This is a genomic window from Brevibacillus sp. (assembly GCF_003521185.1).
Taxonomy (GTDB): Bacteria; Bacillota; Bacilli; order Brevibacillales; family Brevibacillaceae; genus Brevibacillus; species Brevibacillus parabrevis.
Genome location: NZ_DOTK01000077.1, coordinates 23,240 through 39,926 on the forward strand (window position 1 = coordinate 23,240; position 16,687 = coordinate 39,926).

Genomic DNA, 16,687 nt, shown 5'->3' on the forward strand with positions numbered 1-16,687 from the left:
CATTCGCTACAGACATGGCAATTCCCTGCCCCCACAGCAAAAAAACCACTTGCTTCACCCAAGTGGCTTTTCCTCTCCCAGCGCTTGATTCATTTTTTAGAAATCAATGAGGCCCAAGCTGATTTGTAAAGACTCATTGACCCGATCCATCATCTCGTCATCGAGATGGGTAATCTTATCGGTCAGCCTTTGTTTGTCAATGGTTCGTATTTGTTCCAACAAAATGACGGAGTCACGATCAAATCCATATGTTTTTGCGTCAATTTCCACATGCGTAGGCAGCTTTGCCTTCTGAATTTGCGCCGTAATGGCTGCGACGATGACCGTCGGACTAAATCGATTTCCAATGTCGTTCTGAATGACTAAAACAGGCCGCACGCCTCCTTGCTCAGAGCCAACGACCGGTGACAGGTCCGCGAAAAACACATCGCCACGTTTGACAATCACAGGTCACACCCCGCTAACTAAGCGGACAAGAGTATGGTCAGCCTCTTCCTCAGCGCCAAAAGCCTCCGATGCCATTTTCAGATTAATCTTCGCCATCTCCATATACCCTTTTTGCATTGTCTCCCGGATCGTACGTTTTTTACGCTCCTTCAAATACAAATGCATCGCCTGACGAATAAACTCGCTGCGATTGGATTTCTCCTTTTGAATGACGCCATCCACTTCCTGTAGCAAGTGTTGCGGCAAACTGATCATGATGCGTTTCGTGTTTGACTTCGACAAGACAAATCCACCTCCAACCATGACCGTAACTTCCATCTACCATGCCAGTTCTTGAAAGAACAGCCAGTATGAACAATACCATTATGTCGAAACCATTGCAAAAATATACCTATCCGTAAGCGTTTCAGGCAAAAAAGCCCGCATTTGCGCTTAACTAATATTCGCGCTCCACTAGAAAACTCCTGCTGATTTTTGCTTGCTAGTTATTTACACTTTTTACAGGCACATGCTTCATCGCCAGCGGATGAAACACCTCAGTGATTTCCTTGTTGCGGACATAGACGCGCGGAATCCGGTAATTCAGCATGCAGGGGACTTCATAATTAATCGTTCCAAGCAACTGAGCAACCTCATCCAGAGAGATTTCCTCATCCCCCTGTTTGCCGTATAGAACGATTTCATCGCCGACCTGCCCAGCCTCCGGTTCCAGTCTGATCATGGTTTGATCCATGCAGACTCGCCCTACGATTGGATAGCGGGAACCATTGTACAACACTTCTCCCCGATTGGACAAGAGGCGGGAATACCCATCGGCGTATCCAATGGGCACAGTGGCGATTCGCTCACCTGGTTCTGCCGTATAAGTCGCGCCATAGCTGACCGTAAACGGCTCCACTGCTGTTTTTGCATGGGCAATTTTGGTTTTCAGGGAAAGGGCAGGGACAAGAGTCACGTCCGCACGCTCTTTCATGTACGGTGAAGGATACAATCCGTATAAACCTATGCCTAAACGGATCGTATCATACCCCCAATCGGGAAAAGCGATGGCGGCAGCTGTATTGCAGCAGTGTACTGTGGGCAACTGCTTTCCCGCTGCGCGCAGTGCTTGCAAAAAGGATTGAAACGTCTCGTGTTGTCGTCGCACATGGGTCGTGTCCGGTTCGTCCGCGCAGGCAAAGTGGGTGAAAATGCCTGTCCATTCCAGCTTGGGGCTGTCTTCGAGAGCGCCTACCACATCGAGCAACGCCTCTGTTGTCTGGACGCCCAAACGCCCCATGCCTGTGTCCGTTTTTACATGCACGCGGACGGGAGCGAGGCCCTTTTGTTCGAGCAGTCGGTTCGCTGCCCGAATCCAGTCTGTGCTGTATGTCGTCAGTTCAACATTCAGTCTGCTGGCACTTTCGAGCGAATCAGTCGGCGTATACCCGAGCACCAAAATCGGCGCTGCGATTCCTGCCTGTCGCAGAATAATCGCTTCATCGAGCATCGCCACCGCCAGAGTGTCGGCACCGCTCGCAAGCGCCTCCCTGGCTACGTGCACAGCGCCGTGTCCGTAACCGTCTGCCTTGACGACAGCCATAATGCCCGTGTTTTTCGGCAAATGGCCGCGGAACGTCTCAACATTGGTCCGGATGGCGTCCAAATCAACCTCAACCCAAGTGTCACGACAAAACGGTTTCATTCCTATCTCCTCTTGTTCCCTTTATTATAGTAACTCAAGCGCTCATTCAACTGATTGAGAAACTGCCTGGAAACCATCAACGATTCTTTTTTGCCTCCCAAGCGATAGAAATGGCGGCCTTCGTAAACCTGCTCCACTTCTGACAAAGGATAGCTCGTTTCTTTTCCGGAGATGCTGACGATCAGGTGAGTCTTCGTCAGCTTGTACACAGGACGCATAATCGACTTGTACAGGAATGGAGCAAGACCGACGACTGCTATGGCAATCGCAATAGCCAACACTTTGAAGGTCGCGTCATTCCTCGGAAAAATTTGTGCGAGAATCATCATCCCCAAAACGAAGGTGATGGTCTCGGCAATCCGCATGCTCCAGCTTTTGCGCAACAGCATGTCCTTGTAGGTCGACTCTTCCTGGTACAATACATCGGTAGACGATTTTTTCATCTTGCTGCATGCCACCTCATTACGGTATAAGTTACCTTGAATGTATCGTGTTTTCCCGGTGCGTGTCAATTCAGGGTTTGTCCTTTTACCTCATGCGTGCACGCAATTACCGCCGCCATGCGGCTAACTGCGGCCTATCCCAGTGTTGTTGGCGGACTGCTCGGCTACGGAAAAAAGCAGGCGAGAAGATTCGCCTGCTCTTTTGTGCGTTCGTTTGCGGACTATTGTTCGCCCGCTTTGTCCTGTTCTGCCTTTTTCTCGCCGTGTCCTCGGAATGCCCCTTTTGTGAAGCTGCCTTCCACCATTTTTTGCACGCGATCTGCTGCGTTTTCGTTCATTTTGTCAGCTTGTTCTTGCGTCAGCTTGCCTGCTGTGACCGCTTCTTTCAGCTTCGCTTCTTGTTGTTCAACCAGCAAAGATACGAGGTCGTCTACCGACACGCCTTGCGCTTCTGCTACTGCTGCCAGCGACTTGCCTGCTTTCAGTTCTTCGCCCAGCTTGTCTGCATCCAGTTTCAGCAAGGAGAGCAGTTCTTCGTTTTTGTCGAAGCCGCCGAAGCCGAAACCAAAGCCTTTGCCTGGTCCTCTGTCCTGATGCGTGTTTTGCACCATTTCTTTGANNTTTGTCAGCTTGTTCTTGCGTCAACTTGCCTGCTGTTACCGCTTCTTTCAGCTTCGCTTCTTGTTGCTCAACCAGCAAGGACACGAGATCGTCTACCGACACGCCTTGCGCTTCTGCTACTGCTGCCAGCGATTTGCCTGCTTTCAGTTCTTCAGCCAGCTTGTCTGCATCCAGCTTCAACAAGGAGAGCAGTTCTGTGTTTTCTTTGAAGGAGACGCCTTTGATGCCCCCGCCGTGATGATTCATTTTGCCGCCGAAAGCGAATTTCACCTCTGACGGTTTCTCCAATTTTTGCGCTTGCGCCTGTGTTTGTGTTGTATCTGCTGCAAAGGCGCTGCCCAAGCTCCCAATACTCAGAACTGCTGCCATCGTGCCCAAAAGCATTCCCAATTTTGCTTTGCTAAACATATTTGCTCAACCCTTTCACTCGGTGTAGTTATGTACCGCTTCTTCCGGGTACATGCTCAGTCTACACAGGCTATTTTAGATTCCCTTTTGAGAAAAATGGAAAAGTTGCGGGAAAGTAAAGGAGGATTGGTAAGAGACAAAGCTTCGTCTGGACACAACAAAAAGAGGACGGTCATAAGCCGTCCCCTCTCCCTATTTTTATTTCCCGCCGAGACCGTAAGTCGACTGAGCGACATTGACCATCTCTTCTTCTGGCAAATCTCCGGCGATTGTAAATTCGACACCGTCCAGCTCCCATGTGAGCAGTCGTGTTTTTTCACCCGTTTGTGCCAGCACCCCGACTGTGAAGCCGAGATTGACAGGCATGCCTTGTTCATAAGATACGGAAGCTTCTGTCGGACGGGCTTCGATCAGCTTGTAGTTATACGCCCCTTTGTAGTTGAGGATGACTGTCCGCACGCCATCACGCGTCACTGGCTCGATATCGCCCTGCTTGACTCCCTCAGGCACGTAAGTCGGCACGATCACACCGAACTGGCTGTTCGGAAGCTTGGCGACCTGTCCGTTTGCGCCTGCCATCGTTGGAATTGCTGGCAAAGAGCTTGTGCTCATGTTGCGATCTCTGTCAAACGCATCCTTGTCAAAGGTAGGGTTGAACGAAAATTCGGTAAAGTCGATTCGCACCAGTGGCTTCATGCTCGAATCCATAATCTCCGCATGAGTTGGCTTGAAGTCTTCTGTCAGCCAAATCTTTTGCTTGGTGAGCGAGCGATTGCCGCTGTAGTTTGCTTTCACTTCAAAGACGTACTGCTTTTCCTCCATCTTCATTTGACGCTCCGCATCGTCAATAATGCTCTTCGCCAGCGTCTCATACAAATAGAGTGGGCCATTGTTCTCCGGCCAACCGCTCTGGAAGCGGAAGCTTTTGTTCAGGTGTGGAGTCAGGACAAAAACTCCTTCGTTATTGCGCAGAATGATCTGGGTAATTCCACGCTGCTTGGAGGTGAGCGCCACCCGATAATTCGTGGGCTTCTCATACCAGACCTGGACGTCATACTCCATAGGTGTAGAGCCCGTCTGCATAGTCAAAACCGCCTGAGACTTGTATCCGCTCATTTTCCCCAGTGCTCCGTTCAGGTCACTCACCACATCTTCTGGTGTTTTCTGACCGAAGCAACCGCCGAGCATCAACGTAAAGACCAACAATAACACCAGTGGTAAAGCTGCCCTTTTCATTCAATGAACTCCTCCTTGTCAACTTTTTCGACAAAGAAGGGCACCCCTGTCTATTTCCTGGGAAATCTGTCAGTCTTTCGCCTCTTGCAGCGCTCATCGTGTCAAAAAGCTGTACGGGGTACAAAGGACGCGATATCGCTTGATCGGCTGAAGACTTACCCTTCCTGTGTCAGAGCAGGTAGTCCCTCCTGATCTACGCGATATAAATGTATGTCCATCCTCGTCCCAATATGCAGACAAGTTTACAGCTCTTCCACAACCACCTGTGCCATAGCGTGCGTCTGACTGTGCGAAATGCTTACGTGTACACGAATGCGCGCCGGTTCCAGCCCCAGTCGGGTCAGTACATCCGGATTGATCTGCATCAACGGCTTGCCCGTTTCGCTCGGAGTAATTGCCATATCGAGAAAGCTGAGTGCCTGTCCGATCCCCGTCCCGAGTGCTTTTGCCCCGGCTTCTTTTGCCGCGAACCTGCCAGCCACCATCTCCGCCTGCCTGTGCGCCGATTTTCCCGTCAGCAGCAGCTTTTCTTCATCGGTGAGAAAACGGTTGATCGCATTTTCCCTTCGCCCGATCAATGTTGCAACTCGTTCAATCTCTACTATATCCACGCCAATACCGACAATCATGGGCAAAAGCCCTCCCCAGCTTGTAGATTCTGCTGTCACAGTACCATCCTCTCCGCCCTTTTTGCAAGCCAAACGAAAAAACCCCCGCAAGATGCGAGGGTTGTTGTCTACAGCTACTACTCAGTAGCTTGACCTGCTTGTTGGCCGGATTTTTGAGCGGATTGTTGGTTTTGACGACGAACTTCCGCTACGTTTGTTTCGCTAGCAAATTCAGTAGCAGTGTTTTGCGCCTGAGCCGCTTGGTTAGCTTTGTTCATTCCTGCTTGCTTGTTTTGTTTAGGCATCGTTCCATTCACCTCCTCGACGTCACTGAATATAATTTGTACCGCCCCCCTCGCTCATATCCATCCTAATTTTTCCAGACCGTACAAACTCGCTCCGATTGCTTCTGTCCTGTTTTCACCAGCGAACCGGGGTATCCTATAAGTGCAATACCGCGCAGGAAATCCATAAGCAAGCGCGAATTAAGTGATCGACTACCACTTGAGAGGAGCGTTTTACATGGCTCAAACCGTTATTGTTTACACCCAGACGACATGCGGCCCTTGCCAGGAAGAAAAAATGTGGCTGACATCCCAAAACATCGCTTTTGAAGATAGAGATATCCGCAAAAACGACGCCTTTTTCCAGGAAGCCATCAACCTCGGAGCCAGCATGACTCCCGTTACTTTCATCGAAAAGGAAGGCGGCGAACAGTTTGTCATTCACGGCTTCGACAAGGAAGAATTAAAAAAAGCGCTGGATCTCATCTGATCCAACGCTTCCTAAGACTGATCAGCCGAACGAAGGTTCATCGGCTGATTTTTGTTTGACAATCGGTGACATATCTGGCAAGTGAGACAAAATTTGCTTAACGGCAGGAGAGCATTCTGTATTAACAGAGTAAAATACCCATGGTCCCTTGCGACGCTCTTTGACCAAACCATGTGTCTTTAGCTTAGCTAAGTGCTGGGAAACAGAGGGTTGGGAAGTTTGCAGAATCTCCACGAGATCACGGACACACAGTGATTGGACTTGCAAAAGAGCCATGATCGTCAAGCGCGTCTTGTCACCAAGCAGCTTGTAAACTTCGGATAAAAACAATACCTGCATCAAATCCGTTTCCATACGAACCCACCTTTGCCTTGCATATCTGTTTCCCAGTATACTATATGGCTTATATGATGGGGAAGATATGAACGTAAAAGTTCCTTGAACACTTCTTAAACATCTCGCTGCTGCATCGCTTCGATCAGCTTGTCCGCTGTGCGCGCAGCCAGCGCCATTACTGTGTTTGTCGGGTTGCTGCCACTCGATGTAACGAATGTGGAAGCACCCGCTATGAAAAGATTGGGAATGTCATGAGATTGCCCAAACTCGTTCACAACCGACTGCTCGGGGTTATTCCCCATTCGGCAGCCCCCCATCAAATGAGCGGTATCCGAGACGACATGCTCCGGCTTTCCGCCCATCGCTTCCATGATCCGGTTCATCTGCCCGATGGCATGCTGGTACAGCTTGCGGTCGTTTTCCTGATAGCTGAAAGTGACTTTCGGTATCGGCATCCCGTTTTCATCTTTTTCCCCGCTAAGCGTAACGGCATTGTCAGGATGAGGGAGCACTTCCCCTACCAGCGTAATTCGCGCATACATGTTGTAGTCAAGCATCGTTTCCCGCAGTTGTTTGCCCCACAAAAAGGTTTTGTCTTCCCGCTCCGTCGCGATTGCTCCCGCCATGCCGACTGGTCTTGATCCATGCGCACTCAGCGTGTACCCTCTGGCGAAGCCGCGCTCCCGCTCCGTCTCATAAAAGTGCTGGGTCAAGGCAAGCACTGGCGTTCCTTTGTACAGGCGCACTTCTTCCGGGAGCCGCCCGTAGACGTCATGACTTGAATGAGGCATGATCGCTTTGCCTACCCAGCCGCTGGAATTGGCCAATCCCTGGGGGAACCGCGATGTCGCCGAGTTCAACAGCAAGCGTGGCGTTTCCACAACAAAACCGGCGAGAATAACGACCCGCGCCATCTGCCGATGCATCAGCCCCTGATGGGAAAACAACACTCCGCTGACTCGGTCGCCTGCCATCAATATTTCCGTGACCGTGCAGTCAGACAATACTTCCGCTCCTTCTGCGATCGCCTTTGGAATATGATGAATCAGACCACTGTACTTGGCATTCGGCATACAGCCCTGGTTGCAAAAGCCGCGGTTGATACAGGGCGGACGTCCGTCAAACGGAGCCGATAAAATCGCGAGGGGGGCAACTACGCTTTCGATCCCCAGCTTGTCGCAGCCTTCCCGGAACAATTGGGCGTTGGCGCTGATCGGTTCGCGAACCGGGTAAGGATACGGCCCCTGAAAAGCTCCCCACGGAAAATGATGCGGGCCTGACACGGCAATTTCCCGCTCGATCTTGTCGTAATACGGAGCCAGGTCATGATAGGTGATCGGCCAGTCTTCCCCGACCCCATCTGCTGTCCGGGTCATAAAATCGCTTTCGTGAAATCGTAAAAATACCCCTGTAAAATGAACGGTGCCTCCGCCGATTCCCCGCCCGGAGTTGTTATGACCCAGCCGCAAAGGGTCGTTTCCCGCAATCAGCCTCGTCTCCTGCCAGGCAAGCCGCTGCATGCTCAACTCGTCGCTGGCAAAGTCGCGCTGCGGGTCCCAGAACGGCCCTGCTTCCAGCACGACCACGCGCAGTCCTGCTTTCGCCAATTCGTACGCCAGCACCCCTCCTGCCGCGCCTGCTCCGACGATGCATACATCTGCTTCTTCCGCGTATTTTCGTACCAGGCCGTCCTGGGAGGAGCGTGCCCGATCCGCTTCGTTGGGATGCCGCTTCTCGTCGTTATTCGCCATTTGCCTTCGCCTCCCATGGGTCTGTCAATCCTTTTTCCACCCGCACATAACCGCGGGGATAAGCTGGCCCGCCGTAACCGATATCCGACCAGACGAGCGGGTGCGAATAATAGGCTTGCACGGTATCGTGCAGCAGCTTTTTGAAAAAATCGACGGCCGCAGCATGCGTCCACGCCTCTTGCTCCTTCACGCTGCCGCCAGAAATCCGCTTCAACACCTGCTCCTGATCGCCAGCGGAGAGCGCGCCAAACTCGCACCCGAACTCTGCGTGACTCTCAGCTTCCACACCTGCCAGGCCGAGACGATACAGCTGTTTTTTCTCCGGAACACCGACCTTGCGCTGCGATTCTCCGACGGGACTCGCGAGCGACTCATCGATATGCGCCACGACAAAAGTCAGCACCTCCAGCCTGTGGTCGTCTACAAGCACACTCACAATCGCTTGCAGCAAAAGGGCCTCGGCAGGCAGCAAGTAGCTGTGGGCGACCTGCGGCATTTTCCTGGCTCCAACAATTTGTCGCGTGTGAACATCCCAATTGGCGTGCTCTTCCCACACATCATAGGCAGAGTAACGTCTGTGCTTTGCCATCTGCCCTCACCCCCAGAACAGGGCCAATAGCCCCAAAGCAGAAATCGCCGTAATGAGCAGAGGAAGAATAACCGGAGGGCCGACCAAAAAATTTTGCGATTGCGAAAATCCGCCTACGCGCTGTTTGACTCCTGCGGCGTGCAGATAAGCCCCGTACACGCCTCCCCCCATGCCGACGAACATCATCAAGGCAAACACCCACCTGAGCCATCCTGCATTCACGAACGACAACACAATAGCGGCAACCGCAAAAATCGGCAGTTCAATCACAGGCACCCACATCGCCCAATGCCGAAAGTTTTGTCTGGAATGAAACAGAGTGACTTGAACGGCAATCAAAATGAACGACAGTCCCGCAAACAAAATAAGCACACGCTCGATCGGCCAGCCCTGCCACATGGAAACATCCTCCTTTTGCTGTATGTTGCGCCTATTTTTCCCTTTGCTTCTGCTGTCCTATTCGAGTAAAAAAGCTATTTTCGGAAAACACCCCTCTTCGCGTCCATAAAAAAACAAGCCTGCTGGTCCAATCGTCAGCAGACTTGCTTTATCCGTTTCTTTTAAAGGATCAGTGTCAGGTACAACCCGAGCAAAGTAATGATGAGAGTTGGCACCGTCAGCACAACCCCTGTGCGAAAATATTGACCCCACGTAATTTTCACGCCTTTGCGGCCCAGTACGTGCAGCCACAGCAAAGTGGCGAGCGAGCCAATCGGCGTTATTTTGGGTCCGAGATCGCTCCCGATGACGTTGGCGTAGATCATCGCTTCGCGGAAGACGCCTTCTGCTTGCGTGCTGCCAATCGCCAAAGCGTTGAACATGACGGTCGGCAAGTTGTTCATGATCGAAGACAAAATGGCGGAAATCAGCCCTGTGCCTAGCGTGGTTGCAAACAATCCGCAATCCATGAGCGCTACGAGCGCCGCTTTCACCAAATCCGTAAGCTGCGCATTGTGCAGCCCCCAGACCACTACATACATGCCGATGGAAAAAATGACGACCACCCACGGCGCTTCCTTCATGATCCTGCCCATGGCAATCGCCTTGCTTTTTCGCGAGACGAGGCAAAACACGAGGGCGGCGAGCGCGATGATGAACGAAACAGGCACATGGATCGACTCGCTTAGAAAAAAGCCGAGCAACAGCACGCCGAGAATCGGCCACGCCAGGCGAAACAGTCGCTGATCGCGAATAGCCTCTCCCGGCCGCCGAAGCTGGGACAAATCTACGTGACGCGGGATGCTTTTGCGATAGTACAGAAACAAAACCAACAGGCTGCCGCCGACAGAAAACAAGGTGGGCAAAACCATTTTCAGCGCGTATTCGGCAAAGCCGATGTCGAAATAGTCAGCGGAAACGATGTTGACCAGGTTGCTGACCACAAAAGGCAAGGAACTCGTATCAGCGATGAAGCCGCTCGCCATGACAAATGCCAAAACCATCCTGCCGTCGAGCTTCAGTGCGCGAACCTGGGCGAGTACGATCGGCGTCAGGATCAGCGCTGTTCCGTCATTCGTAAACAAAGCAGACACCAGCGTCCCGAGCAAAATGACGTAGGTGAACATCAAGCGTCCATTTCCTTTTGCCAATCGCGCCATATGCAGGGCGGCCCATTCAAAAAAGCCGATCTCATCCAAAATGAGCGAAATGATGATAATGCCAACCAGGGCAAACGTGGCATTCCAGACGATCGACGTCACTTCCGCCACATCAGCGAGTGACACTACCCCTGTCACAAGAGCCAACACAGCTCCCCCTACCGCCGGATAGCCGATCGACAAACCTTTTGGCTGCCAAATAACCAATGTCAGCGTAACGATAAAAATCAACAATGAAATCCAGACCACCGCGTATGTCTCCCCTCCACGCCAAAAAGAGCGAACCCGCAATCGGTCCGCTCCTCTACCTTACTACAAACTTGCTTTATCCGAAACGGCCAGTAATGTAGTCCTCTGTCCGTTTGTCGCGCGGGTTTTGGAAAATCGTTGGCGTCTGGTCAAATTCCACAAGCTCCCCGTTGAGGAAGAACGCCGTTTTGTCAGAAATACGCGCTGCTTGCTGCATGTTATGCGTCACGATGACGATCGTATACGTATCTTTCAGCTCTTCCAGCAGCTCCTCGATTTTCGCCGTGGAGATCGGGTCCAGCGCAGAAGTAGGCTCATCCATCAAAATGACTTGCGGCTGGACAGCCAGCGCGCGTGCAATACAGAGACGTTGCTGTTGTCCGCCAGACAGTCCGGTAGCAGGCTTTTTCAACACGTCCTTGACTTCGTCCCACAAAGCAGCGGCCTTGAGACTGTTCTCCACGATCTCGTCGAGCTTGTGGCGATCCATCATGCCGTGAAGTCTCGGTCCGTAAGTGACATTGTCGTAAATGCTTTTCGGAAACGGATTCGGATGCTGGAACACCATTCCGATATTTTTACGCAACCGCTCGACTTCCACGCTGGAACTGTAAATGTCTTCATCAAACACCTTTACAACTCCGGTGATTTTGGTGTTCGGAACAGAGTCGTTCATCCGGTTCAACGTGCGCAAAAACGTAGACTTCCCGCAGCCGGACGGCCCGATCAAAGCTGTAATGGAATTTGGCTCAACATCAAGATTTATATGATAGAGGGCTTGTTTGTTACCGTAGAAGAGATTTAACTCTCTTACCGAAATAACACTCATGCTTTCCTTCGCTCCTTCGCGGTTGTAGCATCTGATTACTCAACCACTATAGCTCGCCAATGTTATGCTTTGATGAGGACTATATTAAGTTTCCATAAAGTTTTAAAGCTAGGTAAAGTTATGGTAAATGTTTCTTGCAAACCATATACGCCCCCAATAGTACACCCTACAATAAAGCTGAACGTTTTGTCGAATAAGGGGAGAGCATGTAATGCCGAGAAAAAAACGTATATTGGGCAACGCGTCGTTTCATTACCGATCGATTTTTACCAGATTGTTTTTCGGGATTTTGACTATGGTAGTCAGCATGATGGCCATTGCCGCATTCTTTATCAGTTATCAATCGGAAAGCACACTCAATGAAAAAACGAAGCAGCAGCTCTTCGATGCATCCGGGTCTGCCTTGCAGGAAGTGAACAGCCGCGTACAGTCAATCATCACCGCTCTTTCCTCCTATGCTTCTACTTACAAAAACAGCAAAATCACAAACAGTCAGAGCTTCGGCATCTTTACCGACATGGTTAACAGCAATCCGACGATTTCGGAAATTCAGGTCGTTACAGCAGATGGGCGTTACTTGACCTTCCCAGGCTCCCCGCTGGACAGCTCTTATGATCCGCGGGCAGCAGACTGGTACAAAGGAGCGTGGGACAAGCCAACCGCTTTTGTTTCGGACGTGTTTCAATTTTCCGCAACCGAGTTTCCCAAAATCGCCGTGTCGATGGCTTTGCGCAACGACGAGGAAGAACCTGTCGGGGTAGTCGTAGCGTTCGTCTCCGTGCCAAAGCTCAGCGAGTCGATTGGACAAATCAAGCTGGGAAATACCGGGTACGCGATGATTGTCGATCAGCAAGGGAAGCTGCTCGCTCACCCGGATAAAACGTACGCCTTGCAGCGCCCCCTGCTCACGGAGCTGCCCGTCGTCTCCAATGTGATCGCAGGCAAGTCAGGCTTTGATTCGTTCCATATAAACGGCATGGATGCGTTCGCTGCCTACAAGTTCGACCCGGCGCTCAAATGGGGAATGATCGTCGTTCAATCCGTATCAGAGGTCAAGCAGGAGGTCCGCCGCTTGCAACTGACGATTCTGGTCATCTCGCTCGTCGGTCTGATTTCACTGGCTTTGCTGCTCTATTTGTACGTTCGCAAAATTATCAAGCCCGTCAAAGAAGTCCAGCAAAAAATGACGGCTTTCAGCGAAGGCGACTTGTTCCAGACGATGCACGTCCAAACCAATGATGAAATCAGACAGCTCGCCGACAGCTTCAACCGGATGAGCGGACAGATCAGAACGATCATCGGCAAAATCCAGTACGTCATTTCCGATGTCAAACAGGTGGCCGAGCATGTCGGAACAGGCTCGCGACACTCCCACGCCATGCAGACAGAGGTCGTCTCCGTCACGGAGCGACTCGCCCTGGAAATGGACAACCAGCAAGCCCAAATCGATGATATTCACCAAACTATGGCAGACATCACGCAAGAGTTGGGCCGCGTCACCCAATCGATGGAAACAGCGATCATGCAAAATCAGAAATCGCGGGAACAAAGCGCCAAAGCCGCAACCTCAATCGCCCTGTTAAAAGACAACATGCAAAAAATCTCGACGGATATGAAAGCATCCCTTCAGGCGATGGGTTCGATGCGAGAAAGCATGGATGACATTCGGGACATTCTCGGCTGGATTTCCTCCATCTCGCAGCGCACCAGACTGTTGTCTTTCAACGCCCGGATTGAAGCATCGCGAGCTGGTCAGGCTGGACTCGGCTTCGGCATCGTGGCTGACGAAATCCGCCTGTTGTCGGAGCAAACCGAGGAGGCCACTACTCGCATCCAACACGTCATCACGTCCGGCGAGAACCGGATGGAGCGCGTAGAAGCTTGTCTGGCAACTACCGATCACGCGACCGTCGACGGGATTCACACATTGCATCAGGCGACAGATATTTTCCAGCAGACGATCTCGATCAGCGAAGTTTTGACGACGCAGTTTGAAGCGATCAGGCAGTTGGCCGAAACGATCTCCAGTCAAAGCCAGGTCATTTTCCGGCGCGTCGACAGCCTCGCGGATTCCGCTCAGGAAGTGGTTGCCGGCACCCAGCAAGCCGTCGCCGCCAATCAGGAAAGTCTCTCGCTGTCTGAGCAGTTCCTGCACGATTCAGAGCGACTGGCTGGCATCGTAGAAGATTTGGAGCACGAAATCCGGTTTTTCCGGGCAGTAGAAAAGCCTTCTGCATAGAAGGCTTTTTTTGTTGCTTGTTTTGCTGTCTAGCGGACTCGTCGCACGGCGCAGCAGTCATCATCAACGCTTGGGGAGTCATGCTGCATTTCGTGGCCGTGGCTCTGGCTCCGGCGTTGTCCTTGCCCTTGCCCTTGCCCTTGCCCCGAGACTGTACAAGAAAAGGCCCTCCTGCGCAAGCATGCTGCCAGGAGAGCCTTTTCCTTTTCCTTTTCCTTTTCCTTCGCGATTCAGCCAAAGCGACCGCTGATGTACGCCTCTGTCTTGTCGTTTTCTGGCGAGGTGAAAATTTTTCCCGTTTCATCCATCTCGACCAGTTCGCCGAGCAAAAAGAACGCCGTCTTATCCGAGATGCGCGCCGCCTGGTGCAAGTTGTGCGTCACGATCACAATTGTGTATTCTTCCTTCAGTTGCATGACCAGCTCTTCGATTTTCATCGTAGAAATCGGGTCGAGTGCAGAAGCCGGCTCATCCAGCAGCAAAATGGTCGGCTGCATGGCAATGGCGCGTGCGATGCACAGACGCTGCTGCTGTCCGCCTGACAGAGACAGGGCGGAATCGCGCAGACGGTCTTTTACTTCGTCCCACAAAGCCGCTTTGCGCAAGCTCGTCTCCACCAATTCGTCCAGCTTGCGACGATCCGTCAATCCGTGAAAACGCGGGGCGAACGCGATATTTTCATAGATCGATTTGAAAAAAGGGTTGGCCCTCTGGAACACCATTCCGACGACCTGGCGCAAGCTCTCGATGTTGACTTCCTCACTGTTGATGTTGATTCCATCCACGACAATCGAGCCTGTCACGCGGCACGAAGGAACGAGATCGTTCATCCTGTTCAGGCTGCGCAAAAGCGTCGATTTTCCACAGCCGGACGGCCCGATAAAAGCCGTCACCGAGTTGCGCTCGACTTCCATCGAGATATTTTTGACGGCTTGCTTCTCGCCGTAATAAACCGAGACATTGTTTGTCGAAATAATCGTATCCTGCATGGTGAGTATGGACATCCCCGTCATCTCTCCTTAGTTGGACCCTGAAGTCATCTTTTTGTATACCCAAGTACCAAACCAACGGGCCGAGAGGTTAAAGAGCAACACAGCAATGATCAGAACAGCTGCCGCACCGTCTGCCACATCGCGAGCGTCTGGCGTCAGCCCCTCGCTGTTTACTTTCCAAATATGCACGGCCAATGTTTCAGCCGGGCGGAACGGATTCAGCGGAGAGGTCGGGCTGTTCAAGGAGAAATCAGCAAAGTTCAGGTTCGGCGAAGACATCCCTGCCGTAAACAAAAGCGCAGCCGCTTCCCCGAAGACGCGGCCGGAAGCGAGGATCGCCCCGGTGAGAATGCCCGGGAGCGCTGCCGGAAGAATGACGGAAACGATCGTCCGCCATTTGGTGATGCCAAGCGCCAGGCTTGCTTCTTTTTGACTGCGCGGCACGTTGCGCAGCGCATCCTCTGTTACGCGTACGAGCAACGGAAGGTTGAAAACGGTCAAAGCCAGGGCACCGGAGAACAAGGTATACCCCCAGCCCGTCATGTTTACGAAGACGAGCAAACCAAACAGGCCAACAACGATAGACGGCAACGAAGAAAGCACTTCTATACTCATGCGGATAAACTGTGTGAACTTGTTATCCGGCGCATATTCAGCCATATAAATTCCTGCTCCGATGCCAAGCGGCAAAGCAATCAGCATGGTCAGAACCAGCAAGTAAAACGAGTTGAACAGTTGCGGTCCGATCCCGCCTCCTGCGTTGACGATATCAGGCGGAGAAGTCAAAAAGTCCAGGTTCAGCTTATGCCAGCCTTGCGTCAAAATGAAGCCGAGCAAGCCGATAAGCGTACCGATAATCAGAGCGGCAATCAGAGTCAGCACAACAGTCGCAATACGGTCCATCAATCTCGCTCTCATTTACTTCACCAGCCTTTTTCTGCCCAAAAAGCGCAAGATCATAATGAAAACGAACGACATCAGAAGCAGCAGAAGAGCCATGGACCAGAGCGCATTGTTGTAAGGCGTTCCCTGAATCGTATTTCCCATGTTAAGCGTAATTCCGCTCGTCAGCGTGCTGATTGGATCAAGCAAGCTGCCTGGAAGCTTCGTCGTGTTACCGATCACCATTTGTACCGCAAGCGCTTCGCCAAATGCGCGCGCCATCCCCAATACGACCGCCGTCAAGCAACCCGGCAGGGAAGAATGCAGCACGACATTCCAAATCGTCTGCCAACGCGTCGCACCCAGAGCAAGCGATGCGTTCCGCAAATCTTGAGGCACAGCCTCGATCGCATCTGTCGCCACACTGGTGATCGTAGGCAAAATCATCAAAGCGAGTACGAGTCCCCCAGCCAACAGACTGAAGCCCAACACATCGAACTGTTCGCGAATAAACGGAACCAATAAAGTAAGACCTACATATCCGTATACAACGGATGGAATCCCAACCAAAAGCTCAATAACTGGTTTCAACACTTTTTTCCCGAAGCCCGGGAATATTTCCGTCATGAAAATCGCTGCGCCAATTCCGAGCGGTGCCGCGATCAATGCAGCGAGAGCCGTTACCAAAAACGATCCGAGGATGAAAGGAAACACACCGTAGAGTGCAGGCTCGCCCTCTGGGTCCCATTTCACCTGAGTCAAAAATTCACTGATACTGACACCGTCAACAAAAAAGGTGGACAACCCTTTGGAAGCGATGAAGTACGTAATCGACAAGACGACGATGACCAGCAAAGCCGCACATACCATGGCGATTGTTCGCCCGGTCATATTCTCTGTAAATTGGCGTTTATTGTATGTCAGCATTTTTCGCGCAATCAGTGATTGGCGATTTGTCCCTACCCCTTCAATACGATGGTTCATGTTCTCCCTCCTAGAAA

At 51.8% G+C, this 16,687-nt stretch carries 19 protein-coding genes; 2 read left to right on the top strand and 17 right to left on the bottom strand.

The features are described from left to right. Positions 1–96: 96 nt before the first annotated feature. The 8 genes from DEP07_RS22530 to DEP07_RS22565 all read right to left on the bottom strand — a co-directional run bounded on the left by DEP07_RS22530 (position 97) and on the right by DEP07_RS22565 (position 5,752). A complete protein-coding gene (locus DEP07_RS22530) occupies positions 97–447 on the bottom strand; it encodes a type II toxin-antitoxin system PemK/MazF family toxin (RefSeq protein ID WP_005830205.1) in 351 nt (116 codons plus the stop codon). Positions 448–450: 3 nt separating this feature from the next. Further along, entirely contained in the window at positions 451–750 is a 300-nt protein-coding gene (locus DEP07_RS22535; RefSeq protein ID WP_025845698.1) for a CopG family ribbon-helix-helix protein, read from the bottom strand. Between the two features lie 178 nt (positions 751–928). Next, positions 929–2,131, bottom strand: coding sequence for an alanine racemase (gene alr, locus DEP07_RS22540; protein ID WP_287103031.1), 1,203 nt, complete (start codon positions 2,129–2,131; stop codon positions 929–931). A gap of 2 nt (positions 2,132–2,133) precedes the next feature. After that, positions 2,134–2,574, bottom strand: coding sequence for a hypothetical protein (locus tag DEP07_RS22545; RefSeq protein WP_122966579.1), 441 nt, complete (start codon positions 2,572–2,574; stop codon positions 2,134–2,136). A 221-nt stretch (positions 2,575–2,795) separates the two neighbouring features. Further along, positions 2,796–3,185: a hypothetical protein gene (locus DEP07_RS22550; protein WP_287103032.1), complete on the bottom strand. Its 390-nt coding sequence runs from the start codon at positions 3,183–3,185 to the stop codon at positions 2,796–2,798. Positions 3,186–3,801: 616 nt separating this feature from the next. Continuing rightward, a complete protein-coding gene (locus DEP07_RS22555) occupies positions 3,802–4,839 on the bottom strand; it encodes an outer membrane lipoprotein-sorting protein (RefSeq protein WP_122966581.1) in 1,038 nt (345 codons plus the stop codon). 242 nt (positions 4,840–5,081) lie between these two features. Further along, complete coding sequence (acpS, locus tag DEP07_RS22560; RefSeq protein WP_173599861.1) at positions 5,082–5,468, bottom strand: holo-ACP synthase; 387 nt, start codon at positions 5,466–5,468, stop codon at positions 5,082–5,084. Positions 5,469–5,584: 116 nt separating this feature from the next. Then, positions 5,585–5,752 carry a gamma-type small acid-soluble spore protein gene (locus tag DEP07_RS22565; protein WP_063229453.1) on the bottom strand — a complete coding sequence of 56 codons (168 nt, stop codon included), beginning with the start codon at positions 5,750–5,752 and terminating at the stop codon, positions 5,585–5,587. 217 nt (positions 5,753–5,969) lie between these two features. On the opposite strand from DEP07_RS22565, the gene DEP07_RS22570 reads away from it, so the two are divergent. Further along, a complete protein-coding gene (locus tag DEP07_RS22570) occupies positions 5,970–6,221 on the top strand; it encodes a glutaredoxin family protein (protein WP_122966583.1) in 252 nt (83 codons plus the stop codon). A gap of 21 nt (positions 6,222–6,242) precedes the next feature. Here the strand turns inward: DEP07_RS22570 and DEP07_RS22575 are convergent, their stop codons facing one another. The 6 genes from DEP07_RS22575 to pstB (DEP07_RS22600) form a co-directional block, all read right to left on the bottom strand. After that, positions 6,243–6,575: an ArsR/SmtB family transcription factor gene (locus tag DEP07_RS22575; RefSeq protein WP_063229451.1), complete on the bottom strand. Its 333-nt coding sequence runs from the start codon at positions 6,573–6,575 to the stop codon at positions 6,243–6,245. Positions 6,576–6,670: 95 nt separating this feature from the next. Next, positions 6,671–8,308, bottom strand: coding sequence for a GMC family oxidoreductase (locus DEP07_RS22580; RefSeq protein WP_287103033.1), 1,638 nt, complete (start codon positions 8,306–8,308; stop codon positions 6,671–6,673). Then, entirely contained in the window at positions 8,298–8,897 is a 600-nt protein-coding gene (locus DEP07_RS22585; RefSeq protein ID WP_287103034.1) for a gluconate 2-dehydrogenase subunit 3 family protein, read from the bottom strand. The genes DEP07_RS22580 and DEP07_RS22585 overlap by 11 nt, the downstream gene beginning before the upstream one ends. 6 nt (positions 8,898–8,903) lie before the next feature. Then, the gene (locus DEP07_RS22590) at positions 8,904–9,296 is read right to left on the bottom strand and encodes a hypothetical protein (RefSeq protein ID WP_063229449.1); all 393 of its coding nucleotides are present in this window, start codon (positions 9,294–9,296) and stop codon (positions 8,904–8,906) included. 161 nt (positions 9,297–9,457) lie between these two features. Further along, entirely contained in the window at positions 9,458–10,744 is a 1,287-nt protein-coding gene (locus tag DEP07_RS22595) for an arsenic transporter (RefSeq protein ID WP_287103036.1), read from the bottom strand. Between the two features lie 76 nt (positions 10,745–10,820). Beyond that, a complete protein-coding gene (gene pstB, locus DEP07_RS22600; protein WP_122966586.1) occupies positions 10,821–11,573 on the bottom strand; it encodes a phosphate ABC transporter ATP-binding protein PstB in 753 nt (250 codons plus the stop codon). Positions 11,574–11,784: 211 nt separating this feature from the next. Here pstB (DEP07_RS22600) and DEP07_RS22605 point away from each other — a divergent pair, with 211 nt between their 5' ends. After that, positions 11,785–13,812 carry a methyl-accepting chemotaxis protein gene (locus DEP07_RS22605; protein WP_122966587.1) on the top strand — a complete coding sequence of 676 codons (2,028 nt, stop codon included), beginning with the start codon at positions 11,785–11,787 and terminating at the stop codon, positions 13,810–13,812. Between the two features lie 230 nt (positions 13,813–14,042). On the opposite strand, the gene pstB (DEP07_RS22610) is transcribed toward DEP07_RS22605, so the two are convergent. From pstB (DEP07_RS22610) to pstC, 3 genes are read right to left on the bottom strand one after another with little or no spacing between them, the layout of a single operon-like run. After that, on the bottom strand, positions 14,043–14,816 hold the full coding sequence (pstB, locus tag DEP07_RS22610) for a phosphate ABC transporter ATP-binding protein PstB (RefSeq protein WP_063229446.1): 774 nt from the start codon (positions 14,814–14,816) through the stop codon (positions 14,043–14,045). Positions 14,817–14,831: 15 nt separating this feature from the next. After that, on the bottom strand, positions 14,832–15,722 hold the full coding sequence (gene pstA / locus DEP07_RS22615) for a phosphate ABC transporter permease PstA (RefSeq protein ID WP_122966588.1): 891 nt from the start codon (positions 15,720–15,722) through the stop codon (positions 14,832–14,834). Then, positions 15,723–16,670: a phosphate ABC transporter permease subunit PstC gene (pstC, locus tag DEP07_RS22620; protein ID WP_122966589.1), complete on the bottom strand. Its 948-nt coding sequence runs from the start codon at positions 16,668–16,670 to the stop codon at positions 15,723–15,725. Positions 16,671–16,687: the final 17 nt, after the last annotated feature.